Origin of the sequence: Amycolatopsis sp. TNS106, from assembly GCF_019330265.1 — a bacterium.
Classification (GTDB): Bacteria; Actinomycetota; Actinomycetes; order Mycobacteriales; family Pseudonocardiaceae; genus Amycolatopsis; species Amycolatopsis lurida.
In genome coordinates this window covers 7626651-7651549 of record NZ_CP024972.1, presented here as the reverse complement: position 1 = coordinate 7651549, position 24899 = coordinate 7626651, and the positions used below count along the sequence as shown (strand labels likewise).

General features: G+C 69.4%; 27 protein-coding genes and 1 pseudogene. 16 read left to right on the top strand and 12 right to left on the bottom strand.

The features are described 5' to 3' along the window. Positions 1–143 precede the first annotated feature (143 nt). The 6 genes from CVV72_RS35395 (at position 144) to CVV72_RS35370 (ending at position 4658) form a co-directional block, all read left to right on the top strand. Entirely contained in the window at positions 144–806 is a 663-nt protein-coding gene (locus CVV72_RS35395) for a lipid droplet-associated protein (protein WP_219148461.1), read from the top strand. After that, complete coding sequence (gene xseA / locus CVV72_RS35390) at positions 803–2068, top strand: exodeoxyribonuclease VII large subunit (protein ID WP_219148458.1); 1266 nt, start codon at positions 803–805, stop codon at positions 2066–2068. Before CVV72_RS35395 ends, xseA begins: the two co-directional genes overlap by 4 nt. After that, positions 2065–2505, top strand: coding sequence for a hypothetical protein (locus tag CVV72_RS35385; protein WP_219148456.1), 441 nt, complete (start codon positions 2065–2067; stop codon positions 2503–2505). The genes xseA and CVV72_RS35385 overlap by 4 nt, the downstream gene beginning before the upstream one ends. After that, positions 2502–2723, top strand: a complete 222-nt coding sequence (locus CVV72_RS35380) for an exodeoxyribonuclease VII small subunit (RefSeq protein ID WP_125674025.1) — start codon at positions 2502–2504, stop codon at positions 2721–2723. The genes CVV72_RS35385 and CVV72_RS35380 overlap by 4 nt, the downstream gene beginning before the upstream one ends. Before the next feature lie 84 nt (positions 2724–2807). After that, a complete protein-coding gene (gene glpX, locus CVV72_RS35375; protein WP_034305363.1) occupies positions 2808–3878 on the top strand; it encodes a class II fructose-bisphosphatase in 1071 nt (356 codons plus the stop codon). A 9-nt stretch (positions 3879–3887) separates the two neighbouring features. Beyond that, positions 3888–4658 (top strand): trypsin-like serine protease, encoded by a 771-nt coding sequence (locus CVV72_RS35370; RefSeq protein ID WP_219148454.1) that lies wholly within the window; start codon positions 3888–3890, stop codon positions 4656–4658. Positions 4659–4718: 60 nt separating this feature from the next. Here CVV72_RS35370 and CVV72_RS35365 read toward each other — a convergent pair whose 3' ends face one another. Beyond that, positions 4719–5708, bottom strand: coding sequence for an NAD(P)/FAD-dependent oxidoreductase (locus CVV72_RS35365; protein WP_219148452.1), 990 nt, complete (start codon positions 5706–5708; stop codon positions 4719–4721). 113 nt (positions 5709–5821) lie between these two features. Here CVV72_RS35365 and CVV72_RS35360 point away from each other — a divergent pair, with 113 nt between their 5' ends. Next, a complete protein-coding gene (locus tag CVV72_RS35360) occupies positions 5822–7219 on the top strand; it encodes a class II fumarate hydratase (RefSeq protein ID WP_034305372.1) in 1398 nt (465 codons plus the stop codon). Here the strand turns inward: CVV72_RS35360 and CVV72_RS35355 are convergent. Beyond that, entirely contained in the window at positions 7216–7797 is a 582-nt protein-coding gene (locus tag CVV72_RS35355; RefSeq protein ID WP_219148450.1) for a TetR/AcrR family transcriptional regulator, read from the bottom strand. The two genes, CVV72_RS35360 and CVV72_RS35355, sit on opposite strands and share 4 nt — an antisense overlap. Here CVV72_RS35355 and CVV72_RS42040 point away from each other — a divergent pair. Next, the gene (locus tag CVV72_RS42040) at positions 7796–8296 is read left to right on the top strand and encodes an SRPBCC family protein (protein ID WP_370641844.1); all 501 of its coding nucleotides are present in this window, start codon (positions 7796–7798) and stop codon (positions 8294–8296) included. The genes CVV72_RS35355 and CVV72_RS42040 overlap by 2 nt on opposite strands. A gap of 45 nt (positions 8297–8341) precedes the next feature. On the opposite strand, the pseudogene CVV72_RS35350 reads toward CVV72_RS42040, so the two are convergent. Continuing rightward, a pseudogene (locus CVV72_RS35350) lies at positions 8342–9124 on the bottom strand (DMT family transporter); the annotation flags it as partial. 332 nt (positions 9125–9456) lie between these two features. On the opposite strand from CVV72_RS35350, the gene CVV72_RS35345 reads away from it, so the two are divergent. Together CVV72_RS35345 and CVV72_RS35340 are read left to right on the top strand one after the other, a co-directional pair. Then, positions 9457–10299 (top strand): helix-turn-helix transcriptional regulator, encoded by an 843-nt coding sequence (locus tag CVV72_RS35345; RefSeq protein WP_219148448.1) that lies wholly within the window; start codon positions 9457–9459, stop codon positions 10297–10299. Between the two features lie 46 nt (positions 10300–10345). Continuing rightward, the gene (locus CVV72_RS35340) at positions 10346–11863 is read left to right on the top strand and encodes an ATP-dependent DNA ligase (protein WP_219148446.1); all 1518 of its coding nucleotides are present in this window, start codon (positions 10346–10348) and stop codon (positions 11861–11863) included. A 56-nt stretch (positions 11864–11919) separates the two neighbouring features. On the opposite strand, the gene CVV72_RS35335 is transcribed toward CVV72_RS35340, so the two are convergent. The 3 genes from CVV72_RS35335 to CVV72_RS35325 all read right to left on the bottom strand — a co-directional run bounded on the left by CVV72_RS35335 (position 11920) and on the right by CVV72_RS35325 (position 13631). After that, positions 11920–12297, bottom strand: a complete 378-nt coding sequence (locus CVV72_RS35335; RefSeq protein ID WP_219148444.1) for a hypothetical protein — start codon at positions 12295–12297, stop codon at positions 11920–11922. Further along, positions 12294–12635: a hypothetical protein gene (locus CVV72_RS35330; RefSeq protein ID WP_126737522.1), complete on the bottom strand. Its 342-nt coding sequence runs from the start codon at positions 12633–12635 to the stop codon at positions 12294–12296. Before CVV72_RS35330 ends, CVV72_RS35335 begins: the two co-directional genes overlap by 4 nt. A gap of 180 nt (positions 12636–12815) precedes the next feature. Next, positions 12816–13631 (bottom strand): NBR1-Ig-like domain-containing protein, encoded by an 816-nt coding sequence (locus CVV72_RS35325; RefSeq protein WP_219148441.1) that lies wholly within the window; start codon positions 13629–13631, stop codon positions 12816–12818. 117 nt (positions 13632–13748) lie between these two features. Here CVV72_RS35325 and CVV72_RS35320 point away from each other — a divergent pair, with 117 nt between their 5' ends. Continuing rightward, positions 13749–14450 (top strand): Pr6Pr family membrane protein, encoded by a 702-nt coding sequence (locus CVV72_RS35320; RefSeq protein WP_219148439.1) that lies wholly within the window; start codon positions 13749–13751, stop codon positions 14448–14450. Here CVV72_RS35320 and CVV72_RS35315 read toward each other — a convergent pair. Together CVV72_RS35315 and CVV72_RS35310 are read right to left on the bottom strand one after the other, a co-directional pair. Next, positions 14394–15623, bottom strand: coding sequence for an NADH:flavin oxidoreductase/NADH oxidase family protein (locus tag CVV72_RS35315; protein ID WP_219148437.1), 1230 nt, complete (start codon positions 15621–15623; stop codon positions 14394–14396). The genes CVV72_RS35320 and CVV72_RS35315 overlap by 57 nt on opposite strands. A 74-nt stretch (positions 15624–15697) precedes the next feature. Then, complete coding sequence (locus tag CVV72_RS35310) at positions 15698–16072, bottom strand: DUF4440 domain-containing protein (RefSeq protein WP_255632365.1); 375 nt, start codon at positions 16070–16072, stop codon at positions 15698–15700. Between CVV72_RS35310 and CVV72_RS35305 the strand changes: the two genes are divergently transcribed. Further along, positions 16064–16492 carry a helix-turn-helix domain-containing protein gene (locus CVV72_RS35305; protein ID WP_219148433.1) on the top strand — a complete coding sequence of 143 codons (429 nt, stop codon included), beginning with the start codon at positions 16064–16066 and terminating at the stop codon, positions 16490–16492. The genes CVV72_RS35310 and CVV72_RS35305 overlap by 9 nt on opposite strands. On the opposite strand, the gene CVV72_RS35300 is transcribed toward CVV72_RS35305, so the two are convergent. Further along, positions 16454–16924: a DUF309 domain-containing protein gene (locus tag CVV72_RS35300; RefSeq protein WP_219148431.1), complete on the bottom strand. Its 471-nt coding sequence runs from the start codon at positions 16922–16924 to the stop codon at positions 16454–16456. The genes CVV72_RS35305 and CVV72_RS35300 overlap by 39 nt on opposite strands. 35 nt (positions 16925–16959) lie before the next feature. On the opposite strand from CVV72_RS35300, the gene CVV72_RS35295 reads away from it, so the two are divergent. Beyond that, positions 16960–18399 (top strand): GuaB1 family IMP dehydrogenase-related protein, encoded by a 1440-nt coding sequence (locus tag CVV72_RS35295; protein ID WP_219148429.1) that lies wholly within the window; start codon positions 16960–16962, stop codon positions 18397–18399. Positions 18400–18451: 52 nt separating this feature from the next. Here CVV72_RS35295 and CVV72_RS35290 read toward each other — a convergent pair whose 3' ends face one another. Beyond that, the gene (locus CVV72_RS35290) at positions 18452–19738 is read right to left on the bottom strand and encodes a PhoH family protein (protein ID WP_219154337.1); all 1287 of its coding nucleotides are present in this window, start codon (positions 19736–19738) and stop codon (positions 18452–18454) included. Positions 19739–20465: 727 nt separating this feature from the next. Between CVV72_RS35290 and CVV72_RS35285 the strand changes: the two genes are divergently transcribed. Beyond that, positions 20466–20714 carry a hypothetical protein gene (locus tag CVV72_RS35285; protein WP_219148427.1) on the top strand — a complete coding sequence of 83 codons (249 nt, stop codon included), beginning with the start codon at positions 20466–20468 and terminating at the stop codon, positions 20712–20714. A gap of 60 nt (positions 20715–20774) precedes the next feature. On the opposite strand, the gene CVV72_RS35280 is transcribed toward CVV72_RS35285, so the two are convergent. Next, positions 20775–21551 (bottom strand): isoprenyl transferase, encoded by a 777-nt coding sequence (locus CVV72_RS35280; RefSeq protein WP_061986121.1) that lies wholly within the window; start codon positions 21549–21551, stop codon positions 20775–20777. A 131-nt stretch (positions 21552–21682) separates the two neighbouring features. Here CVV72_RS35280 and CVV72_RS35275 point away from each other — a divergent pair, with 131 nt between their 5' ends. Both CVV72_RS35275 and CVV72_RS35270 read left to right on the top strand, forming a co-directional pair. After that, positions 21683–22324, top strand: coding sequence for a hemolysin III family protein (locus CVV72_RS35275; RefSeq protein ID WP_037342457.1), 642 nt, complete (start codon positions 21683–21685; stop codon positions 22322–22324). 211 nt (positions 22325–22535) lie between these two features. Beyond that, the gene (locus CVV72_RS35270) at positions 22536–22985 is read left to right on the top strand and encodes a TIGR03618 family F420-dependent PPOX class oxidoreductase (RefSeq protein ID WP_219148425.1); all 450 of its coding nucleotides are present in this window, start codon (positions 22536–22538) and stop codon (positions 22983–22985) included. A gap of 5 nt (positions 22986–22990) precedes the next feature. Here the strand turns inward: CVV72_RS35270 and CVV72_RS35265 are convergent, their stop codons facing one another. Next, entirely contained in the window at positions 22991–24877 is a 1887-nt protein-coding gene (locus CVV72_RS35265) for an acyl-CoA dehydrogenase (RefSeq protein WP_219148423.1), read from the bottom strand. Between the last annotated feature and the right edge of the window lie 22 nt (positions 24878–24899).

The window sequence follows — 24899 nt, the reverse complement described above, 5'->3', positions numbered from 1 at the left end:
GGTACGGGCTACCCCGGGGGCTCCTCGCACTCACGTTCAGGTGACCAGGGAACCCCTCGAAAGGATGTGCGTGGAGTCACGTCCGGTGAGCCGACCCACCCGTTCGGTTGGGCAGGATGGACCAAATACGGCAGGCTAGACACATGAAGCCTCTCCCGCTCCCCCTCCGGGTCGCCGCGGGCCTCGCCGTCACCACCGCCGAGCGGGTTCGCGAACTTCCCCAGCAGCTCACCGGGCTCCCCGTCACGGTGGTCAGCCAGGTGCTCCAGTTCTCCATGCGTTTGCAGCAGCACGTCACCGAACTCGCGATCAAGGGCGACGACGCGCTGTCGGGCCTTCGCCCGGTCGAGGACACGCCGAGCTGGGCCACCTTCGACGAGGATCTCCCGCCGGACGTCGGCGAACGCCGCTACGAACGCGACTCGTGCGTCGTCCCGCTGAGGGAAGACGCCGAGGTGCCCGAACCGCGCGCCGAGACGAACGGGCACCTGCACGACCTCGAAGCCCTCACCGAGGACCCGTGGGCCGAGGAGGAGCGCGCGCTCGCCGAGGACCACGCCGACGGCGAGTTCGACAGTTCCGCGGCACTCGTCGATGCGAAGCCAGCCGGGCTGGACGACTACGACACGCTCACCCTGCCGCAGCTGCGCGCCCGCCTGCGCCGGTTCGACCTCGCGCAGCTGGAAGAGCTGCTGGCCTACGAACGCGCGAACGCCGACAGGCCGTCGTTCGTCGGCATGCTCGCGCGCCGCATCGGGAACGTGAAGAAGGCCGACGGCGACGGCGACAGCGCGGAAGGCCAGTGAGCGCCGAACCCACCTCCGTGGCGGCGGGTCCGTCCACCACCGCCGAAAACCCGTGGCCGGTCCGCACGGTCGCCCGCAAGGTCGGCGAGTGGATCAACCGGCTCGGCGCGGTCTGGGTCGAAGGTCAGGTCACGCAGATCTCGGCCCGGCAGGGCACCAACACCGCGTTCCTGACGCTGCGTGACCCGTCGGCGGACGTCTCGATGTCGGTGACCTGCCCGATGGGCTTGCTGCGCACGATCGAACCTCCGTTGCGCGAGGGCGCGAGCGTCGTGGTGCACGCGAAGCCGACGTTCTTCATGAACCGCGGTTCGCTGAGCCTGCGCGCCAACGAGATCCGGGCGGTCGGCATCGGCGAACTGCTCGCCCGGATCGAGCGACTGCGGCGGCTGCTGGCCGCCGAGGGCCTGTTCGCGCCGGAGCGCAAACGCAAGATCCCTTTCCTGCCCAAGGGAATCGGGCTGATCACCGGCCGCGCGTCCGCCGCCGAACGCGACGTGCTGGTGAACGCGCAGTCCCGCTGGCCGCATGTCGCGTTCAAGGTGATCAACACCGCCGTGCAGGGTTCGCTGGCCGTCCCCCAGATCCTCCAGGCACTGTCCAAATTGGACCGTGACCCGGACGTCGACGTCATCGTGATCGCGCGCGGCGGCGGCAGCGTGGAAGACCTGCTGCCGTTCTCCGACGAAGCGCTGTGCCGCGCCGTGTCCGCGGCCGGGACACCGGTGGTCAGCGCCATCGGGCACGAGCCGGACACCCCGCTGCTCGACCACGTCGCCGATCTCCGCTGTTCGACGCCGACCGACGCCAGCAAGCGGATCGTGCCCGACGTGCGCGAGGAGACCCAGCGCGTCCACCAGATGCGTGATCGCGGCCGCCGCGCGCTGCACGGCTGGGTGGACACCCAGGTCAGGCTGCTGAACCAGATGCGCAGCCGTCCCGTGCTCGCCGATCCGCTCGGCCCGATCCAGCGGCGCTCGGACGACGTCGGGATCCACCGCGAGCGCGGGCGGCGGGCGATGCTCACCCTGCTCGCGAAGGACCAGGCGGAGATCGCCAGCGCCCGCGCGCGGCTGACCGCGCTCGGCCCGGCGGCGACCCTCGAACGCGGCTACGCCGTGGTGCAGTACACCGACGCGGAAGGCAACCTCCAGGTACTCCGGTCCGTCTCCGAAGTCGCGGACGGCGCGAAACTGCGCGTCCGCGTGGTCGACGGCGCGCTCGGCGCCGTCGTGTCGGGTACGCCGGAGGAGGAGCGTTGACGGCGAGTTTCCTGCCTTTGACCATCGACGCCGCGAGACGTGCCGACGCGCCCGAGGTGCTGCGGAACGCGTTGCTGACCGACCGCGCGGCCGGCGAGTGCTGGACGGTGCTGCTCGCGGGATGCCAGGCCGAGGCACTCTTTTCCGCCGAGGGCTCATCGGCACCGGTTTCGACGAAGCGGAGTCTCGACGCCCAGCTGCGCAAACTCTCCGAAGCGACGGCCGAGCACGTCGGCACCCGATGGTGGTTCGCGGACGGCACCGTGCACCGCAAACGGGTGGCACGGGCCCAGGAGAACCTCGTCACGGCGATCGCGGAGGGTGACGGTCAAGAGTTCGCTCTCGCCTTCGTGGGTTACGACAACGCCATGGCCGGCGCGGTAGTGTGCGCGGGTATCGGCAAGCACCGACGTCCGGTAGAAGGAAGCACAGCGTGAGCGAGACCGCCGAACTCGGCTACGAACAGGCCCGCGACAGGCTCGTCGAGGTCGTCCGCGAGCTCGAAGCGGGCGGGCTGTCCCTGGAACAGTCGCTCGCCCTGTGGGAGAAGGGCGAGCAGCTGGCGAAGGTCTGCGAACACCACCTCGAAGGCGCGCGGGAGCGGATCGAGGCGGCGCTGTCTTCCGTCGAGGACGAGACCGGCAACGGTCAGTGACGTTCACCATGCTCCTGCGCCACCGAACCGCCGTGGGTATCTGAGAGACTGGGACCCCGCCGAGTTCCTGACCCGGGAGGCCTCATGCCCACCCCCACCTCGTCCGCCAGCTCTTCTCGACGCCCTGAAGCGCCCGACCGCAACCTCGCGATGGAACTGGTCCGAGTGACCGAAGCCGCCGCGATGGCCGCGGGCCGCTGGGTGGGGCGCGGGGACAAGATCGGCGGGGACGGTGCCGCCGTGGACGCGATGCGCCAGCTGGTCTCGACCGTGTCGATGCGCGGTGTCGTCGTCATCGGCGAGGGTGAGAAGGACGAAGCCCCGATGCTGTTCAACGGGGAAGAGGTCGGCAACGGCGACGGGCCGGACTGCGACGTCGCGGTCGACCCGGTCGACGGGACGACCCTGATGGCCAAGGGCATGCCGAACGCGCTCGCCGTGCTCGCGGTCGCCGAACGCGGCGCGATGTTCGACCCGTCCGCGGTGTTCTACATGGAGAAGCTCGCCGTCGGCCCGGACGCCGCGGGCAAGGTCGACCTGGCCGCCCCGATCGCGGAGAACATCCGCCGGGTCGCGAAGGCCAAGAACTCCAGCGTCTCCGACGTCACCGTGTGCATCCTCGACCGGCCGCGGCACGAAAAGCTGATCAAGGAGGTCCGCGAGGCGGGCGCCCGGATCCGCTTCATCTCCGACGGCGACGTCGCGGGCGCGATCGCCGCGGCCCGGCCGAGCACCGGTGTCGACATGCTGCTCGGTATCGGCGGCACCCCCGAAGGCATCATCGCGGCCTGCGCGATGAAGTGCCTCGGCGGCGAACTGCAGGGCCGCCTGTGGCCGAAGGACGACGCGGAGCGCGAGAAGGCGCTGGCCGCGGGCCACGACCTCGACCGCGTGCTCGGCAACGACGACCTCGTCCGCGGTGACAACGTGTTCTTCTGCGCCACCGGCGTCACCGACGGCGACCTGCTGCGCGGCGTGCACTACCGCGCGGGCGGCGCGACGACCCAGTCGATCGTGATGCGCTCGAAGTCCGGCACGGTCCGGATGATCGACGGCTACCACCGGCTGACCAAGCTCCGCTCGTACTCGTCCGTCAACTTCGACGGCCACCTCGACGATTCGCTGGAAGACGACGTAGTCCCCCCGCTCCCCTAAGGAGAATCCGTGCTGAAGCGCGTGCTCGTGGTCCTGCTCGCGGCGATGGTCCTCACGCCGGCCGGGCAGGCCACGGGCGCGGGCGACCTCGTCGGCGGCAGAGAGGCCGACGAGCCGTATCCGTTCATCGCGTCCCTGCATTCGGCCTCCGGCAAGGCTTTCTGCGCCGGGACGCTGATCGCGGCGGACTGGCTGGTGACGGCCGGGCACTGTGTCGAGGGCAAGAACCCGGCGAACCTGAGCGCGCGGATCGGCAGCACCGACAACACCCAGGGCGGCGAAACCGCGAAGCTCGCCGAGGTCGTCGTGAACCCGTCCTACAACCCCGAGCCCGAGCACGCGGGCGGTGATCTCGCCCTGGTGCGGCTGGCCGCCCCGGTGAAGGCCGCGCCGATCACGATCGGGGCCGTCGTGGCGCCCGGGACGCCGACGCGGCTGCTCGGCTGGGGCCAGACGTGCCCGACTTCGGGCTGTGGCAAGGGACCGGCGAAGCTGCAGCAGCTGGACACGAAGATCGTCGAAGGCGTGCGCTGCACCGCGAAGTTCGACGGCGCCGTCGAGTTGTGCACCGACAATCCCGGCGGGAACACGGGCTCGTGCTACGGCGACTCCGGCGGGCCGGAGATCGCCAAGGTCGACGAGAAATGGGTGCTGCTGGGCGTGATCAGCCGTCCGGGCAACGCGGATCCGGTATGCGCGACGTCGCCGTCGATCGCTACTTCGGTGGTGGCGTACGCGCAGTGGATCGCGGAGAAGATCACGCCGCCTACGCCCGCCTGAAGTGCAATGAAGGGGCCTTTCATAGCAAATCTTGCGATGAAAGGCCCTTCATGGCACGCGCTACTCCGCGTTACTGGAGTGCCCCGGGAACAGATGCGCGTCCGGGTCCAGCATGACCGCGATGTTGTTCACCGCCGTCGCCGCTTCCCCGAATCCGGTCGCGATCAGCTTCACCTTCCCCGGATACGCCGCGACGTCGCCCGCCGCGTACACCCGCTCCCGAGGGGTCGCCATGGTCGAGTCGACGGCGATGGCGCGGTGGTCGATCTGGAGTCCCCAGCTTTCGATCGGCCCGAGATCGGCGGTGAAGCCGAGCGCGGCGACGACCGTGTCGGCGCGCAGGATCTCGGGTTCGGAGCCCTTGACCTGGACCTCGACCTCCGCCAGCGCGCCGTCGCGGTCGAGGAACCGGGTGACTTCGGCGTCGGTGACGATCCGCACGCCGAGTTCCCGGGCCTGCCGCACGATCGACTCGGCCGCGCGGAACTTCGCGCGCCGGTGCACGAGGGTGACGCTCGCGGCGACCGGATGCAGCGCGAGCACCCAGTCGAACGCCGAGTCCCCGCCGCCGACGACGACCACGTGCTGCCCTTCGTGCACCTTCAACGAAGGCACGAAATGGACCATGCCGCGGCCGAGCCAGCCGTCACCGGCGGGCAGCGGCCGCGGGGTGAACTCGCCGATCCCGGCGGTGATCAGCACGGCGCCGGCGCGCAGGGTCTGCCCGCCGTCGAGCGTGATGGTGACGCCGCCGTCGACGCTTTCGAGTTTCTCGGCCTTGCGCCCGAGCAGATACGCGGGTTTGAACGGCGCGGCCTGATCGAGCAGGCCCCGCACCAGATCGCGGCCACGGACCTCGGCGAACCCGCCGACGTCGTAGATCATTTTCTCGGGATACATCGCGGTGACCTGCCCGCCCGCCTCCGGCAGTGAATCCACGACGGCCATCGAAAGGCCGCGGAATCCCGCGTAGTAGGCGGCGAACAGACCCGTCGGACCTGCCCCGATGATGACGAGGTCGTACGACGTTTCCCCAGCGGACTCGCTCATTCGGCACTCTCCCGGCCGGTGGTGGGCGGCGTGATCGAGAACACATTCGATCCTAGCCCTCGCGTGCCGAAAGACACGGAGCGCGCTACGGGGCGCTGCGCGAGACTTGGGGTATGGCTGAACAGGAATACCGGATCGAACACGACACCATGGGCGAGGTGCGCGTCCCCGTCGACGCCCTCTACCGCGCGCAGACGCAGCGCGCCGTCGAGAACTTCCCGATCTCCGGCCGGGGCCTGGAACGCGCCCAGATCCGCGCGCTCGGCCTGCTGAAGGCCGCCGCGGCACGGGTCAACGCGCGGCTCGGCGTGCTGGACGCCGAGGTCGCCGAGGCCATCGCGAAGGCCGCGGACGAGGTCGCCGAGGGCAAGCACGACGCGCACTTCCCGATCGACGTGTTCCAGACGGGTTCCGGGACCTCGTCGAACATGAACGCCAACGAGGTCATCGCCACGCTCGCGTCGAAGGCCCTTGGCCGCGACGTGCACCCGAACGACCACGTCAACGCCTCGCAGTCCTCGAACGACACCTTCCCGACGACGATCCACGTCGCCGCGACGGAGGCCGTCCTGTCCGACGTGATCCCGGCGCTGGAGTACCTGGCCGCCGCGATCGAGACACGTGCGGGCGAATGGGCGGACATCGTGAAGTCCGGCCGCACGCATCTGATGGACGCCGTGCCGATCACCTTCGGCCAGGAGGCGGGCGCGTGGGCGTCGCAGGTCCGGTTCGGGGTCGAGCGGCTCAAGTCGGGGCTGCCGCGGCTCGGTGAGCTGCCGATCGGCGGGACCGCGGTCGGGTCCGGGCTGAACGCGCCCGAGGGCTTCGGCGCGGCGGTCTCGCAAGAACTGGCTTCGGTGACCGGTCTTCCGCTGACCGAGGCGCGTGACCACTTCGAGGCGCAGGCGACGCAGGACAGCGTCGTCGAGACGTCCGGGCATCTGCGCACGGTCGCGGTGTCGCTGAACAAGATCGCGAACGACCTGCGCTGGCTGGGTTCGGGCCCGCGCACCGGGCTCGCCGAGCTGGCGCTGCCGGATCTCCAGCCGGGTTCGTCGATCATGCCGGGCAAGGTGAACCCGGTGATCCCGGAGGCGACCCTGCAGGTGGTCGCCCAGGTGATCGGCAACGACGCGGCGGTGGCCTTCGCGGGCGCGGCGGGCAACTTCCAGCTCAACGTGAACCTGCCGGTGATCGCGCGCAACGTGCTCGAATCGGCGCGGCTGCTCGCGGCCGTCTCCCGGCTGCTGGCGGACAAGGTGTTCGCGGGCGTGACGGTGAACGCGGACCGCGCGCGCGAGTACGCCGAGGGCTCGCCGTCGATCGTGACGCCACTCAACAAGTACATCGGCTACGAAGAGGCCGCCGCCATCGCGAAGCAGGCGCTCAAGGAGCTGAAGACGATCCGCGAGGTCGTGATCGAACGCGGCCACGTCGCGAACGGCAAGCTCACCGAAGCCCAGCTGGACGAGGCCCTCGACGTACTCCGCATGGCGCGCGGAGGCCGCTAAGCGCCGAGAGCGACCACAGCCGCGTGGAGCGGTGAGGCGAGCGAAGCCGCCAGCCCACCCGAAGGCGGCGTCTCGGTGAACAGGTGCAGCCACGTCAGCACCGGGCCGAGCAGGATCGCGTGCACGAAAGCCGGATCGGGCCGTCGCGAGAGTTCCCCTCTCGTGACGGCCCGATCCAGCATCTGGACCAGATATCCGCGTTCACGGCCGAGGAACACCTCCCCGAACCGCGTTTCGAGCGCCGGATCCGCCCGGACGTCGGCGAGCAGCGAAGGCAGCGCCTGCCGGAGTTCCACGCTGTCCAAAGAGGACTGGATCACTTCGAGGACAGCGCCCACGTCCCCCCGCAGCGAGCCGGTGTCCGACGGCGGTTCGAGCTCGACGGGATGGACCACCGCGGCGAACACGAGTTCCGCCTTGGACCGCCACCGCCGGTACACCGCCGCCTTGCCGACGCCCGCCCGCGCCGCGACCGCGTCGATCGTGCAGCGCTGGTAACCGGTTTCGGTCAGCAGCGCCCGCACGGCCTCGCGAACCGCGTCGTCGATTCCTTCTTCCCTCGGCCTGCCTCTCGCCATGCCCACATTTTACGAGACTGACAGTTCCGTATATCGTCCGGGTATGACCTGGACCAGGACGTCCCGCGAAATACTCCCCTTCTCCCCGGCCGCCCTCTGGGCGCCGCTGGCCGACTTCACCCGGTGGCCCGACTGGGATCCCGACCTCGACAGGGTCGAATTGCACGGGCCCGCCGCGGTGGGCACGACCGGTTTCCTCGTACCGAACGGATTCCGCGGCCGCGTGCACTCACGGGTCGCCGAGCCCTTCACGATCACGTCCCTGATTCAGCACGGCGAGATCGCCGTCCGGCAGCCGATTCCTTTCGGCGCCCTGGAAATCACCCTGCGTCTGACCGAGGTCGGCGGCGGGACGGAATTCGTCCAGGAGGTCACCATGGGCGGGCCGCTGCGCTCGGTCATGGTCACGATCATCGGCGGCGACGTCGTCGAGCACTTCGACGTCAAATGCGCCAGGCTCGCCGAGCTCGCGGCGGCGCAGGCCGATCACGACGCCTGAGGACACCAGCGCGACTCCGATCACTTGGGAGACACGGAAATCCTGCATACCCAACAGGAGGGAGACGGCGAGACCGGAGACCGGCATCAGCCCGACCAGCACGCCGGCCCGATCCGCGCCCAGCGCCGAAACCGCCGAGTACCAAAGAAGAAACGCGATCGCGGTGACCACGACCGTCAGGTAGCCGAGCGCGATCAGTTCACGTCCGTCCGGCCACGCCCAGGCGCCGGACGGGTCGGCGATCGTCCCGACGACAGCGCCGCCCGCCCCCGCGGCGAAACACCCCCAGGTCGCGGTCGCCAACGGCCCGATCCTCTCGAGCACGCCGACGGCGAGCAGCGTGAAGAGCGCTTCGCACACCATGGCCAACGCCGCGAGCACCAGCCCTTGCCAGCGCGCAGCGCCGCCACCGGACAGCACGGCGATGCCGAGTCCGGCGAGCACCGCGCCGGTCACCGGCGCCCACGAAGGCCGCTTCCCCTTGGCCAGCGGGCCCGCCAGCGCGAGCACGAGCGGCGTGCCACCGAGGAACGCGGCGACCAGGCCCGGCTCGGCATAGCGCTGCGCGAACAGCAGGCAGGCCTGGAACCCGATCATCCCGGTCGCCGCGAGGGCGAGCAGCGACGGCACGTCGCGGGCGCCCGGCAACGGCAACGGGCGCCCGCTCAGCCGCGCCCACGCCAGCAGGAGAAGTCCCGCCAGCGCGTACCGCAGCGCCTGCCCGGTGATCACCGGATACCCGTCGAGCATCCCCGTCACCGGCACGGACGCGCCGACGATCAGCACCCCCAGTACGCCGATCGTCACGCCTCTTCGTTCGTTGTCCATGCCTTCACGATGACGGCTTTATGGTCCATACCGAAGAGCCAAATCGGGCTTTCTGGACAGGACCATAAGTTGGCCAGTGCGGTGCTCGGGTGAGATGTCCCCAATGTGGCATTGGGGACACTGAGCGTCTCCAATGCCACATTGGGGACAGGCGATCGGCCCAACAGCACGCCGCTCGCGCCCACCCGCTCGGCCTCCGCAGCCGTGTCGCGAAAGCCACTTTCGGGACATCAGATGTCCCGAGAGTGGCTTTCGCGACACCACCACGTCCGGCCGGCCTGGGTCTGTCAGGACCAGGCACACACCCCGTGCGGTCCGGAATACTCGACGGCATGACCGAGACGGCCGAACTGGGCGACTTCCTCAAGGCACGCAGGGCCGCGCTGGACCCGGCGGACCTCGGCCTGCCGACCGGGTTCAACCAGCGGCGGGTCGCCGGGCTCCGGCGCGAGGAGCTGGCGCAGCTGGCCGGGATCAGCGTCGACTACTACACACGCCTGGAGCAGGGCCGCGCGCGCAACGTGTCCGATTCCGTCCTCGAATCGCTGAGCCGGGCGTTGCGCCTGCACCGCGACGAGGAGACTTACCTGCGCAACCTCGCCGCCCCGAAGGGCAGGCGCGTCGCGCGGCCGCGGGCACAGCGGATCCGGCCGGAACTGCAGCTGATGCTGAACGCGATCCAGTCCCCTGCGTTCGTCTTCGGCCGCTATCTGGACGTATTGGCCTGGAATTCGCTCGGAGCCGCGCTTTCCTTCGACTTCGCCGCCTGCCGTCCCGGCGAGCGCAACATCCCGAAGATGTTCTTCCTCGACGAGAGCGCCCGCGAGCTGCATCCCGAGTGGGAGACCGTGGCGAAGGAGATCGTCGCGAACCTGCGGTCCGAGAGCGGGAAGTATCCGGACGACCCGTACCTCGCCCAGCTGGTCGGCGAACTCTCCCTCGGCAGCGAGGAGTTCCGCAAGCTGTGGGCGAAGCACACCGTGCGCGAGAAGGCGCACGCGTGGAAGGTGATGATCAACCCGGTGGTGGGTGAACTCCGGCTGCGCTACGAGACGCTGCGGTTGCCCGCCGATCCGGACCAGGCCCTGGTGATCTACACCGCCGAGCCCGGCTCCGACAGCGAACGCGCGCTCCGCCTGCTCGCCAGCTGGGTCGCCGATCCCGCGCACGCCTGAACCCGCTCGGCGCGAAACTGTCGGTGCCGGGGTCCATGATGGACCCATGTTGCTCACCGAGGTGGTGACCGCGTCGGCCGAACTGGCCGCCACGAGGTCCAGGAAGGCGAAGATCGCCACCCTGGCCGCGGTCCTGCGCGCCGCGGGCGAGCTGGAACTGCCCGCGGTCATCGCGTTCCTCACCGGGCAGCCGACGCAGGGCCGCATCGGCGCCGGGTGGCGGACACTGGCCGAGCTGAAGACTGCCCCGGCCGCCGAGCCGTCGTTGACCGTGGCCGAGGTCGACACGGCACTCGGCACGGTGGGGGCGGCGTCGGGTTCGGGTTCGGTGAAGCTGCGCGCGGAGACGTTGCGGGCGTTGTTCGGCAAGATGACCAAGGAGGAGCAGGACTTCCTGATCCGGCTGCTCACCGGCGAGCTCCGGCAGGGCGCGCTCGAAGGGATCATGGTGGACGCCATCGCGGCGGCGTCCGGGATCCCGGCCGAAGACGTCCGGCGGGCGTTCATGCTGTCCGGACAGCTCCCGGTGACGGGCCTGGCCGCGATGACCGGCGGTCAGGAGCGGCTGGCGGAGTTCAAACTGGCCCTGGGCAGGCCGATCCGGCCGATGCTGGCGTCCCCGGCGGAATCGCTGGACGAGGCGATCACCGAGCACGCCGAGTCGCTCGTCGAGTACAAAATGGACGGTGCGCGGATCCAGGTCCACCGCGAAGGCGACGAGGTGCACGTCTACACGCGGACGCTGCGGGAGATCACCGGCAGTGTCGGCGAGCTGGTGGATCTGGTGCGCTCCCTGCCCTGCACGTCGGTGGTGCTCGACGGCGAGACCCTGGCGCTGACCGACGAGGGCAGGCCGAGGCCGTTCCAGGAGACGATGAGCCGGTTCGGCAGCACCCGCGATGAGCAGGTCAAGGCGTTGTTGCTGCGGCCGTACTTCTTCGACTGCCTGCACCTCGACGGCGTCGACCTGCTGGACGCGCCGCTGTCCGAACGGAACGCCGCCCTGCGACAGGTCGCGGGCGAGCACGTCATCCCGGGCGAGATCGCGCCCGCCTCGGCCGAGGCGGTGCTGGAAGCGGCGATGGCCGCCGGGCACGAAGGCGTGATGGTCAAGGACCTCGCGTCGCCGTACGCGGCCGGCCGCCGAGGGCGCGCGTGGCTCAAGGTGAAACCGGTGCACACGATCGACCTGGTCGTGCTCGCGGCGGAATGGGGGCACGGCAGGCGCACCGGCACGCTGTCGAATCTGCATCTCGGCGCCCGCGATCCCGACGGAGGGCCGCCGATCATGGTCGGCAAGACGTTCAAGGGCATGACCGACGAGCTGCTGGCCTGGCAGACGAAGACGTTCCAGGAGATCGAGACCCACCGCACGGACTGGGTGGTGCACGTGCGGCCGGAGCTCGTCGTCGAAATCGAACTCGACGGGGCTCAGGTGAGCACGCGCTATCCCGGCGGGCTGGCGCTGCGCTTCGCGCGCGTCGTGCGATACCGGCCGGACAAGGAGGCCGCCGACGCCGACACCATCGACACCGTCCGCGGCCTCCTCAAACCCGGCGATTAGTCACCTGCTTGCGATCTCTCGCGTGCGCGACGACCGCAAGCAGGTGACGAAACGCGTCAGTAACAGCGATCCGAAGAGATCTTGTACGTGTAGTTGTCCGACAGGTTGGAGGTCACCTCGAACCGGATCTTGTGGTAGACCGGCGGCTCCCCGAGCACGCCGTGCTTGACCGTGCGCTCCTTGCCCGGCGCGATCGCCCCGCTCCAGAGACCCTTGTCGAAGACGTCGTCGATGATCTGGACGAGCATTCCCCGGTAGTCGTGGTTGTGCACGGTGATGTCGATGCTCTGCCCCGCGCTCACCTCGACGACCTTCGTCTTCCCGCCCATCAGCGGCCCGCCCTCGCAGACCTTCGACGCCGCCGAAGCGGACGGTGCCATCAGCAGGGTGCCGGCCAGCGCGACCGGGACGACGGCGAACAGCTTCTTCTTCATCGGTTCCCCACAACGGTCTTGACGACATTGGACTGGACGGCCAGATCGAGGCCGATCTTCATGTTTCCCCCGCAATAGGCCTTCTGGCCGTTCTTGAAGTGCACCGTCAGATCCCCGGCGCATTCGAACACCTTGACGTCCCAAGTCCGCGTGCCCGGCTTGAGGCAGATCGCGTCCTTCCCGGCCCGGCGCATCCAGCCGTGGTAGCCGGATTCGCAGGTAATGATCGGATCACTGCCCGAAACGGGCGCCGGAGCCGCTTGCGCGGCGGTGGCCGGCAGGAGCGCCACGGTGAGCGCGGCCCCGGCCAGTGCGGCGACCTTGACGTACGGACGCATGGATTCCCTTTCCGCAAATAAAGTGAGAGTGTTTCGGAAAATCCCCATCCGGAATTCCCGGACGCCGATGACGTTAAGGGCCGCCGAAGCGACACCGGAAGCGATTCACGGCCGCGAAATGGCCATGGCCGAGAAATCACTGTCCACGCAGGTCAGCGCTTTGGCCATCGGCACGGGTGGTCAAATGACGCGGACCGAGAAGAACACCGCGCGGACGTTCGGCAGCAGGATGTGCCCTTGTTCGTCGGCCATCTTCCAGTACACCTGGCAATGCCCGGGCGCATCGGGCGCACGCACCTCGACGGAGACGCGCACCCGCTCACCGGGCGCGGTCTGCGGAACGGGCACGCGTTCGGGGGTGCCGCATTCGCCGGGGTTCCCGAACGAACCGGCGCGGACCAGATAGCGGCCGACCCATCCGACCGTTCCCGCGTTGCGGAACTCCCAGGTCTTCACGAAGGTCGAGCCCGCCGCGACCTCGCTGCCGTCGGGCACGGTGACGTCGGCGACGAACTCCGACGCGTCGCCGACCGGGGCGGCGGGCTCGGCACCGAACGGCGCGGCGAAGACGAACACCAGCGCCGCGACGAGGACGACCGCCACGGCTCCGGCGAGCAGGAACGCCGTCCGGCGCGAACGCTCCGGAGCGGGTTCGGGCACGGCACCGGCGGCCAGCGCGTCCCGGGCGCGTTCCCAGGCACCGCGCCATTCGTGCCGGACCTCGTCCTCGTCACCGCCGAGCACCCCGGCGGCCAGCACGCGAACGAACTCCCAGACCGTCTCCCAGCTGGGCAGCCGCTCTCCGCGGGCGGCGGCCGAAAGCGCGGACTTCGACGCGAGCGCGCCGTACTCGTCGCGCATGCGGTCGTAGGAAGGGTCACCGGCGGCCCGTTTCAGCTCCCAAAGCCGCCGCGCGAACTCGGCGACGGGTCCACTGTCCTCCGCCGGACCCCGCGCGACCCGGCCGCGGCGTCCGGGCCTCCGCTCGACGTCCATCGCTTCCCACGATATGACCCGATGGCCGGGAAGCCCCGGCGGCGTCCCGCCCCCGATCGAGTGGCGGCATGCGGTGGTGACGGGACGTCCCCACCCGATCACCCATAAAGTAGGCGAATGCAGGCTTCCAAGATCGCGCGTGCCTGGTTCGGCGCGACGGCGCTGGTGGTGATCGCCGGTCTCGCCGCCCAGATCCCGGTCTCCGCGGGCACCACCGGCGGCACCTTCCACACTCCGGCCGGCCGGGTGGCCAACCTGCTGGCCTTCTTCACCATCGACTCGAACATCCTGGTCGGCGTCGGCAGCCTGTTGCTCGCGCTCGGTGTCGCGGGCCGCTCGACGCTGTTCGGCGTGCTGCGGCTCACCGGTCTCGTCGGCATCACGGTGACCGGGGTCGTCTTCCAAGTCGCGCTCGCCGATCTCTACGAGCTGCACGGCTGGGCCGTTTTCGCCGACACGATGCTGCACAAGGTGTCGCCGTTGATGTGCGTCGCGGGCTGGCTGCTGTTCGGGCCGCGCGGCCAGCTGTCGTGGCGGGTCCTGTGGTGGTCGCTGCTGTACCCGCTGGTCTGGCTCGCGGTCACGCTGGTGCGCGGCGCGATCATCGGGTTCTACCCGTATCCGTTCGTCGATCCGGGCATCAACAGCTACGGCGGTGTCGCGTTCAACTGCGTGCTGATCGGCGTGCTGTTCATCGGCCTCGCGGCGGCCGCGGTCGGTTTCGACCGCACGTTCAGCCGCAAGGAAGAACTTGACTACTACCTAGCCCCGGACCCGCCGGAAAGCGTTGAGCGGATCCGCGACGCCGGCACGTACTAGCGTCCGCACCGCGCCGAGCCGCCGGTCCACCGGCTTCCCGGCGGCCACCCGGTGCATCTGCTGGGTGTGCCACTGGATCTCGAGCAGGCTGTCGGCCAGCCGGATGCCGGTCTTCGGTGCCGTGCGCTGGGCGCGGACGTCCTCGCCGTCGAGCAGGCGTCCGGGTAGTGCCGGGTCGACGATCAGCGGCCTGCCGAGACCGATGACGTCCAGCGCGCCGGAGCGTAGCGCCTCCGCCATGCCTTGCGCGCTGGTGAAGCCGCCGGTGACCATCAGCGCGACGTCGGAGACCTGCCGCGCTTTCGCGGCGTAGTCGAGGAAGTAGGCCTCGCGGCTGAGAGTGCTCGCCTTGGCGGAACCCATCATGGCGGCCTTCTCGTAGGTGCCGCCGGAGACTTCCAGCAGGTCGATACCCGCTTCGCCCAGTTCGCGGACGACTTCGAGCGACTCTTCTTCGCTGAAGCCGCCGCGCTGGAAGTCCGCGCTGTTGAGCTTGACCGCGATCGGCACCGTGTCACCGACCTCGGCGCGCACGCGGGCGACCACTTCCAGCAGGAACCGGCGCCGCCGGAGCGCGTCACCGCCCCAGCCGTCGGTGCGCCGGTTGGTCAGCGGCGACAGGAACTGAGAAACGAGATAGCCGTGCGCCCCGTGGATCTGGACCCCGGCGAACCCGGCGTCGACGACGGTCCGCGCGGCCACGCCGAACCGGTCGATGATCGCTTCGATCTCGTCGACGGTGAGCGCCCGCGGCGTCGCGAACACCGAGCGGATGCCGCGGTCGCCGAACGGCACCGCCGACGGCGCGACCGGCTGCCGGGACAGGAAACGCGGGCTCTGCCTGCCGGGATGGTTGAGCTGGACCCACAACCGGCTCTCGGTCCCGTCCGCCGACCGCGCCCACGGCTTGAACTCGGTCGCGTCCGGCTCCCGGGGCACCGCGACGTTGCGCGGTTCGCCCAGCGCGGTCGGATCGACCATGACGTTCCCGGTGATCAGTGTCCCGGCGCCGCCTCGTGACCACGTCCGGTACAGCTCGGCCAGTTCGGCGGTCGGCCGGTTGCGGCGATCGCCGAGCTGTTCGCTGAGCGCGGCCTTGGCCAGCCGGTTCGGCAGGATCGCGCCGCACCGCAGTTTCAGCGGTTCGGCCAGCAGTTCCTTGGGCTCGCTCATCCGCGCTTCCTCCCACCGCTACCTACTGGGCAGTATCCCTACTCGAAGTAACATACTCGCGGTATGTCGAGTACTCAAGGTGCGCCGAGTCCGAAGGGGTTGTCGATCACGGAGCGCCAGAGCCCGTCCTCGCCACGTCGGGCGACGTCGGTGGCCGTCGCGGCGAGGTGACCCTCGATGACCCAGTCGACGATCAGCAAGACCAGGTCACCGGACACGTGCACCTGGCGCGGAGTGACCTTGATGGGCTGCCCGAGCGCGAGGATCCCGCCGTTCGCGGCCCGGCGTTCCGCACCGCTGACCCGCACGCCGTCCCGGCGGACGAACACGGCGTCCGGCTCGTAAACCGTGTCGAGGATTTCGGCGGATCCGGTGTTGAAGGCGGCTTGGAAGACGAAGGGATGTTCGGCGGGGTCGGCGGTCAACGGCACACTGGGGGAATGCGTCATGCGGACAGCGAAACCGACCGCGAAGCAGGTCACCAAACGGAAACCTTCGACGGCGAACTCGTGCCGGACGCGCGCGGCCGCACCCGCCGCCCGGAGCCGGATTGCCCGGTCGAGGTCGCGCTCGCCGCGATCTCGGGCCGCTGGACGACGCTGGTCCTTCGGGAGCTGATGGTCGGGTCCCGGTCCTTCAGCGATCTGCGCGCAGCATTACCCACCCTGTCAGCGAAGGTGCTGACAGAACGCCTCGGCGACCTGACCGCGCGACGCCTGGCCGTCCGCGAGGAACTGCCGGGCTTCCCGAGCCGGACCAGCTATCGGCTCACCCCGGCCGGTCTGGAACTACGGCCGCTGCTGATCGAGCTGTACCGCTCGGGTTCGGCGCTACTGACCGAGCAGGCGCGGCGGGACCGGCTCCACTAGCGCGCGCACCTTCACCTCTTCGGCCATCGTCCGCGCCCAAGCCTGCAAACCCGGGATGTCGATTCCGTGCGGCCGGGCCTCGCGGAAGGGCTCGATGTTCTCGGCGCCGCGCTCCAGCAGCGAGGCCGCTCCGTTCCCGTTCCCCCTGGCCACGTGGGTCAGGCCCACCGCGAGCTGCGCGAGACCGCGCCACAGCTCCCGCTCCGGCCCGTCGGTGGATTTCCACGCGTCCTCGAATACCTCGTGCGCGTGAAACGGGCGGCCCGCGTCGAGCAGGCGCTGCGCCTCGGAAACGGTGTCCTCCGGGCTCCGTTCGATGCCCTCGGGCTGGCGTTCGACACCGTCGGCGCCATACGGGAGCGGCCTGCCGAGGCCGTCCCGCGGGCGCGCGTTGCGGGCTCGTCCGGCTTCGTCACGGTCCCGGTCGGTCATGCCGCCATTGTCCCACGCGGGTATCCTGGGGACTCGTGCGCTTTCTCGACGGGCATCGGCCCGCTCACGACCTGACCTACGACGACGTGTTCCTCCTGCCGAACCGGTCGGACGTGGAGTCCCGCTTCGACGTCGACCTGTCCACCGTGGACGGCACCGGCGCGACGATCCCGATCGTGGTGGCCAACATGACCGCCGTCGCGGGCCGCCGGATGGCCGAGACGGTCGCCCGGCGCGGTGGACTCGTCGTCCTGCCCCAGGATGTCGACGTGGCCGCGGTCGCCGACATCGTCAGCTGGGTCAAGAGCCGTCACACCGTGTGGGACACCCCGCTCGTGCTGACCGGCGGAGACGCGGTGGCCGACGCGCTGAACCTGGTCGGCAAACGCGCCCACGGCGCCGTCGTCGTGGTGGACGAGGACGGCAAGCCCGTCGGCGTCGTCGACGAAGCGGCTTGCGCCGGCGTAGACCGCTTCGCGCGCCTCGCCGACGTCGCGGAGCCCGCGGTCGTCACGGTCCCGCTGAACACGCCGCCGCGTGAGGTGTTCGAGCGCCTGCACGACCACGGAGGCCGTCTCGCGCTCGGCATCGACGAAAACGGCAGGCTCGCGGGAGTCCTGACCGAGATCGCGGCGCTGCGCGCGGAGATCTACACCCCGGCCGTCGACGACGGCGGCAACCTGCGCGTCGCCGCCGCGATCGGCGTGAACGGCGACGTCGCGGCGAAGGCCGAGGCCGTCCTCGCGGCGGGCGTCGACGTGCTGGTCGTCGACACCGCGCACGGCCACCAGGAGAAGATGATCTCCGCGCTGAAGGCCGTCCGGTCGGTGAATCCGCGAGTGCCGGTCGTCGCCGGGAACGTGGTCACGGCCGAGGGCACGCGCGACCTGATCCACGCGGGCGCGGACGTCGTCAAGGTCGGCGTCGGCCCCGGCGCCATGTGCACGACCCGGATGATGACCGGTGTCGGGCGCCCGCAGTTCTCCGCCGTCGCCGAATGCGCCGCGGCGGCGCGCGAACTGGGCAAACACGTCTGGGCGGACGGCGGCGTGCGGCATCCGCGCGACGTCGCGCTGGCGCTCGCCGCGGGCGCGTCGGCGGCCATGGTCGGCTCGTGGTTCGCGGGCACCCACGAATCCCCCGGCGACCTGCGCTACGACGAGCAGGGCAAGCCGTACAAGGAGTCGTTCGGCATGGCGTCGAAGCGCGCCGTCGGCGCCCGCACGCGCACGGACAACGTTTTCGAGCGCGCCAAGAAGGGCCTGTTCGAAGAGGGCATCTCGGCGTCGCGGATGGCGCTGGACCCGGCTCGCCCCGGTGTCGAAGACCTGCTCGACTCCATCGGCTCCGGTGTCCGCTCCGCCTGCACGTACGCGGGCGCGCGCACGTTGGAGGAGTTCCACGAGCGCGCGCTGCTCGGGATCCAGTCCGCCGCCGGCTTCGCGGAAGGACGTCCCCTGCCCTCGGGCTGGTGAACCCCGAAGGAGTCCACTTGGGACTGTCCCAAGTGGACTCCTTCGATTCCGGTTATCCGTGGTCCTCCAGCATCTCGGTGACGAGCGCCGCGATCGGTGAACGCTCGGACCGGGTCAGCGTGACGTGCGCGAACAGCGGGTGACCCTTGAGTTTCTCGATCACCGCGGAAACGCCGTCGTGCCGCCCGACCCGCAGGTTGTCGCGCTGCGCGACGTCATGCGTGAGCACCACCCGCGAAGCCGTGCCGAGCCGCGAAAGCACGGTCAGGAGCACGTTGCGCTCCAAGGACTGCGCCTCGTCGACGATGACGAACGTGTCGTGCAGCGACCGGCCGCGGATATGGGTCAGCGGGAGCACCTCGAGCATGCCGCGGTCGAAGACCTCGTCGAGGACGTCCTGGCTGACCAGCCCGCCGAGCGTGTCGAACACCGCCTGCGCCCACGGCTGCATCTTCTCGCTCTCGGAACCGGGCAGGTAACCCAGATCCTGGCCGCCGACCGCGTACACCGGCCGGAACACGACGACCTTGCGGTGCTGGCGGCGTTCCATCACCGACTCCAGGCCCGCGCAGAGCGCCAGCGCCGACTTGCCCGTGCCGGCACGTCCGCCCAGGGAGACGATGCCGACGTCGGAGTCCAGCAGGAGATCCAGCGCGATCCGCTGCTCGGCCGACCGCCCGTGCAGGCCGAACGCCTCCTTGTCACCCCGCACGAGGCGGATCCGCTTGTCCGCGGTGACCCGCCCCAGCGCGCTCGAACTGCCCGCGAGCAGCCTGAGCCCGGTGTGACAGGGCAGCTCACCCACCTCGGGCATCCCGAATTCGGCGGGATCCACGGATGACCCGCCGAACAGCGCGTCGACCAGGGTCTGCGGGACGTCCACATCCGCCATTCCCGTCCAGCCCGAGGGCGTCACCTCCTGCGCGCGGTACTCGTCGGCTTCGAGGCCGACGGCGCCCGCCTTGACGCGCAAGGGGATGTCCTTCGTCACCAGCGTGACCGACGCGCGTTCCGCCGCCAGGTTGAGCGCACAGGCGAGGATGCGGTGGTCGTTGGAGTCGGTGCGGAAGCCGACCGGGAGCACCGTGGGGTCGGAGTGGTTCAACTCCACCTGCAGGGTGCCGCCGTGCTCACCGATCGGGATCGGCGCGTCGAGCCTGCCGTGCTGACGACGCAGGTCGTCGAGCATGCGAAGCGCTTCGCGCGCGAACCACCCCAGTTCGGGATGGTGACGTTTCGCCTCCAGTTCACTGATGACGACCAGCGGGAGCACGACCGCGTGTTCGGCGAAACGGGTCACCGACCAGGGGTCAGAGAGCAGGACCGACGTGTCGAGCACGTAAGTGGACCGCTGGGATTCGGGCGAGATCGAGGCTTTCTCCGGGCCAGAGGCACCGGTCGAAGAACGGCCAGAGGCCTTGCGGGGTGAACGCTGCGCAGTCACGACGGCATCTCCCTCGTGGGCGTGGCACCACGCCCGCACTCGCTGGGCCGGGCACTTCCCTGGCCGACCGTTCCTTCCGACGTGGTCCACGTCAGTCGGCACGGCCACGAGGGCCGGGTGCCGGCCCCCTCGTGCATCCACTGGGCGGCTGCGCCGCCCTGTCGACAACCGCCACGACCAGGGCCTCCCGTGAGAGTCCGCATGGGACGCGAACCCTCACTTCCGGAAGGTACCTGCGTCCGCCCGATCGCGCAGGCAGCCAGCACGGTGATTCGCCAAACCGTCATCTCACTGTCGGTCGCGTGACATCAACGCCTGGTCACCGTCACGATGTGTAGTGATGATCTCCATTCAGGGACGCCCGTCGACGTGACCCGGATGGATTAACGCGACGGAGGGCGTTCACCTGATGGGACGGAAGGTTCTACCACGCATCGTGGCTGGACGCATTTTGTGCCCGAGACAGAGAACCGGACCGAGTGAAACGCACCTTTTTCGCCTCACACAATGGGCTTACGAGACGGTCACAGGTCCTGAATAGCGAGTAATTTTCTCACTAGCGGGACACCCCCACCGGAATCGGTGCCCCCGATCCCTGAATATCTCTACCAAGGAGTGCGAAGTGCTGAAGAAGGCTGGTTTCGTTTCTGCCGTCGCCGCGGGCATCATGATGGTCGGCGGGACCGCGTTCGCCGCCACGGGTGACACCTCGGGTACCCCGGACCCCACGTTCGGCGACGCCTACAACACGTTCATCGAGGGCGGCGGCGCGCTGGGCTACGGTGCGGCTTCCCTGGTCGCCGGCGCCTACACCGGTGTCGCCACCACCCCGGCTCTGATCCTCCACTCGCTGGAGCACCACCACCACTGATCTTCAGTGACGACGTCGAAGGCCCCGGAGTGCACGCCGGGGCCTTCGTCATGTCACCGGTCAGGAACCGAAGCGCCGGTGCCGCCACGCGTAATCACGCATGGCGCGCAGGAAATCGACCCGGCGGAAAGCGGGCCAATAAGCTTCGGTGAACCAGAATTCCGAATGCGCCGATTGCCAGAGCAGAAATCCGGAAAGCCGCTGCTCACCCGAGGTGCGGATAATCAGATCCGGATCCGGCTGACCCGAGGTGTACATGTGTTCGGATATGTGGTCGACGTCCAATATCTTCGCGAGCTCGCGAATCGAAGTGCCCTCGTCGGCGTGCTGGAGCAGGAGTTTGCGGACCGCGTCGGCGATCTCCTGACGCCCTCCGTAACCGACCGCGACGTTGACCTCCATCCCGGTGCGCCCCTCAGTGCGCTCCGCGGCCGCGCTGAGGGCCTTCGCGACCTCCGGGGGCAGCAGGTCGAGTGCGCCCACGATGCGAAGCCGCCAAGGCGTGTGCGGCGCGGCGAGTTCGTCGGTGACGTCGGTGATGATCTTCAGCAACGGGCTCAGTTCCTCGGCCGCGCGGCCGAGGTTGTCCGTCGAGAGCAGCCACATGGTGACGACCTCGACGTCGGCCTCGTTGCACCAGCTCAGGAAGTCGGCGATCTTCTTGGCGCCCGCCCGGTGCCCGTCGGCGACGTCGGTGAAGCCCGCTTCGCGCGCCCAGCGGCGGTTCCCGTCCAGCATGATGGCGATGTGGCGCGGATGGCGCCCCTTGGCCTGCTGGATCAGGCGCCTGCCGTAGGCGCTGTACACGACGTCTGACAAGAAGGACCGAAGACTCACGCCAGTGGAGACTAGTCACCTCGCGAGCCTCAGTGGGACGCGCCACGGACACTGGCGAAAAACCTACGGTGCCGTAACCTGGGTGAGTGAGCGTAGTGACCGAACCCCAGCCGTCCGGCCCCACGCCCGTAGTGGACACGCGTCCTCGGTTGCGTGGGCACATCCACTTCTGGTCCTTCTTCGGCGCTGTCGCCGGAGCCGCGACCCTCATCAGCCTCGCGGCGTCCACAGTGTCGGGTATCGCCGCTTTGTCCACTTCGGTCTACGGCCTGACCGTCCTCGGCGTCTTCGGCGTCAGCGCGCTGTACCACCGTCGCTTGTGGAGCCCACGAGCATACGAATGGATGAAGCGCGCCGACCATTCGATGATCTTCCTGTTCATCGCCGGCACTTACACGCCGTTCACCCTTCTGGCCATGTCCCAGCCGACCGGGTACATCGTGCTCGCGATCGTGTGGGGCGGCGCGATCGGCGGCGTCACCCTGAAGATGCTGTGGCCGAACGCGCCACGCTGGCTCGGCGTGCCGATCTACATCGCGCTGGGCTGGGTCGCCGTCTTCGTCCTGCCCGAACTGGCCACGCACGCCGGCGTCGCGGCGCTCGTCCTGCTCTGCGTCGGCGGGCTGTTCTACACACTGGGCGCGGTGTTCTACGCGGTGAAGTGGCCGAACCACTTCCCGGACACCTTCGGGTACCATGAGTACTTCCACGCCTGCACGGTTCTCGCGGCGGTTTCGCACTACATCGCGATCTGGCTGGCCATGTACGCGTAACTCGCGTGATCGAGCACGTAACTCGCGTGATCGGACACGTAACTCACGTGTGGCGCGCCTGATCACGCGAGTTACGTCTCCGAACACGAGTGTCACGCCTCTCATCACACGAGTGCGGCATCGACGTGACCAGGACGGACACACGAGTGTTCCCTCTGGCACAAGAAAGTGCCTTCTTCCGGCGCCTCGGCCGGGGAGCCATGATCACCCCATGGCCAAGAACGCACCGCCCCGCCGCCTCGACGACGCGGCCCTCAGCGACTTCCTCTCCGAGCACGCCTTCGGCGCCCTCGCGACCCTCAAGCGCGACGGCCGCCCGCATCTCTCCACCGTCGTCTACACGTGGGATCCCGAGAGCCGCGAGATCCGGGTGAGCACGACCGAAGACCGCTTGAAGGTCAAGCAGCTCCGCAACAACCCCACCGCCTCCCTCTACGTCTCCAGCGCCGACCACTGGAAGTTCGCCGTCGTGGAAGGGAAAGCGGAACTCTCCGAAGTCACGCGGACACCCGGCGACGCGGCAGGCCTCGCCTATCTGGCGGCGCAGCGGCAAAAGCCCGACGACGAGGCCGAGTTCCTCGAGACCATCGCGGCCGAGCGAAGGCTCTACATCACCCTCAAAGCCGACAAACTCTATGGAACGGCTCTCGACATCGGTTGACGCGGTCAGTCCCGCAGCATCGGAGCCGCCAGGTACCGCTCGGGGATGGCGAAGGCGTCGACGAGAGTGCGCGCGTGCGGCCGCAGGTCGGCGCACAGCGCGTTCACCGCGGCGGTGACGGCCTTCGAACGCCCGGAGGTCAGGCGCCCGTGTTCGAGGAACCAGCCCCGGTCGGCCTCGATGTTCGCGAGCGCGTAGAGATCGCAGACCCGCTCCAGCAGCTCACGGGCGTCAGCGTCGGCGCAGCGCTCGATGGCGTCGACGAACGCTTCCAGCACCACCCGGTCGACGTGCGCGCGCCCGGCACGCAGCACGTGGTCCTGGGCGTCGTTAAAGACACCGAAGGGGTCCGAGCCCGCCTTACGCAGGCGCTGCGCGACGCCGCCGAGTACGTGCTCTTCACGGTCTTCGAACAGCTTCAGGTGCCATTCACGCGAATAGAGGACGTCACCATCGTCGGCTTCGGTGAGCCGCTCGACGACCTTGCGCGCGGAAGTCCGTTCGATCACGGCCTCGACGAGCTGCTCCGCCACGAACCGCGCGGTCGCGAGCGGGCTGAGGTCCTCGAAATGATCCTTGTAGCTGGTCAGCAACCCCTTCGCGACCAGTTGCAGCAACACGGTGTTGTCACCCTCGAAGGTGGTGAAGACGTCCGTGTCCGCTTTCAGCCCGGCGAGCAGGTTCTCCGAGAGATAGCCGGAGCCGCCGCACGCCTCGCGGGCGGCCTGGATGGTCGCGGTCGCGTGCCAGGTCGAGACGGCCTTGACGCCGGCGGCGCGCGATTCCAGCTCTCGCTGCTCTTCCTCCGGCGCGTTCTGGGCGAGGTCGTTCAGCTTCGAGACGAGTGCTTCCTGCGCGAAGTGCAGTGCGTACGACGTCGCCAGCGCGGGCAGCAGTTTCCGCTGGTGGGCGCGGTAGTCGAGGATCACGACCTCCTCGCCGTCCGGCCGCGCGAACTGGCGCCGCTGCTCGCCGTAGCGGATGGCCAGCGCGAGCGCGCGCTTCGTCGCGCTGCCGGCGCTGCCCGCGACACTGACCCGGCCGCGGATGAGCGTTCCGAGCATCGTGAAGAACCGGCGGCCGTCGCTTTCGATCGGGCTGCTGTACGTGCCGTCCTCGGCGACGTCACCGAACCGGTTGAGCAGCGCCTCGCGCGGAACCCTCACCTGGGTGAAGGTGAGCCGCCCGTTGTCGACGCCGTTGAGACCCGCCTTGCGGCCGCAGTCCTCGATCTCGACACCGGTCGCGTTCTCGCCGCGGATCGGCACCAGGAACGCGTGCACGCCGCGTGACTCACCGCCGGTGATCAGCTGCGCGAACACCACCGCGAGTTCGCCGTCGCGGGCGGCGTTGCCGATGTACTCCTTCGTCGCGCCCCGGTCCGGCGTGTGCACGACGAATTCGCGCGTCGCCGGGTCGTAGGTCGCGGTGGTGCGCAGGTGCTGGACGTCCGAGCCGTGGCCGTGCTCGGTCATCGCGAAACAGCCCAGCAGCTCCAGGTCCATGATCTTCCGCAGGTGGCGCTCGTGGTGGCGTTCGGTGCCGAGCAGCTGCACCGCGCCGCCGAACAGGCCCCATTGGACGCCGGCCTTCACCATCAGCGAGAGGTCGCCGAAGCCCAGCATCTCGAACGACGTCAACGCGCCGCCGACGTCGCCGCCACCGCCGTACGCCGGGTCGAAGCCGAGCCCCGGCCGGTCGGTGCGGGCGAGCAGCCGCAGCCATTCGAGCACCTGGGCGCGATGGGTTTCGGTGTCGACGTCGACCGGGTCTTCGAAGTCCTCCGCCGCCATCTGGGCACGCACCGCGCGGCGGAGCCCGGCCCACCGTCCATCGAGGACGGTGGTCAGCGCGTCCGGGTCGATCTTCGCGGGAAGTCCTGGTGTGTCCACGATTCCTCCGATGCGGTGCGGT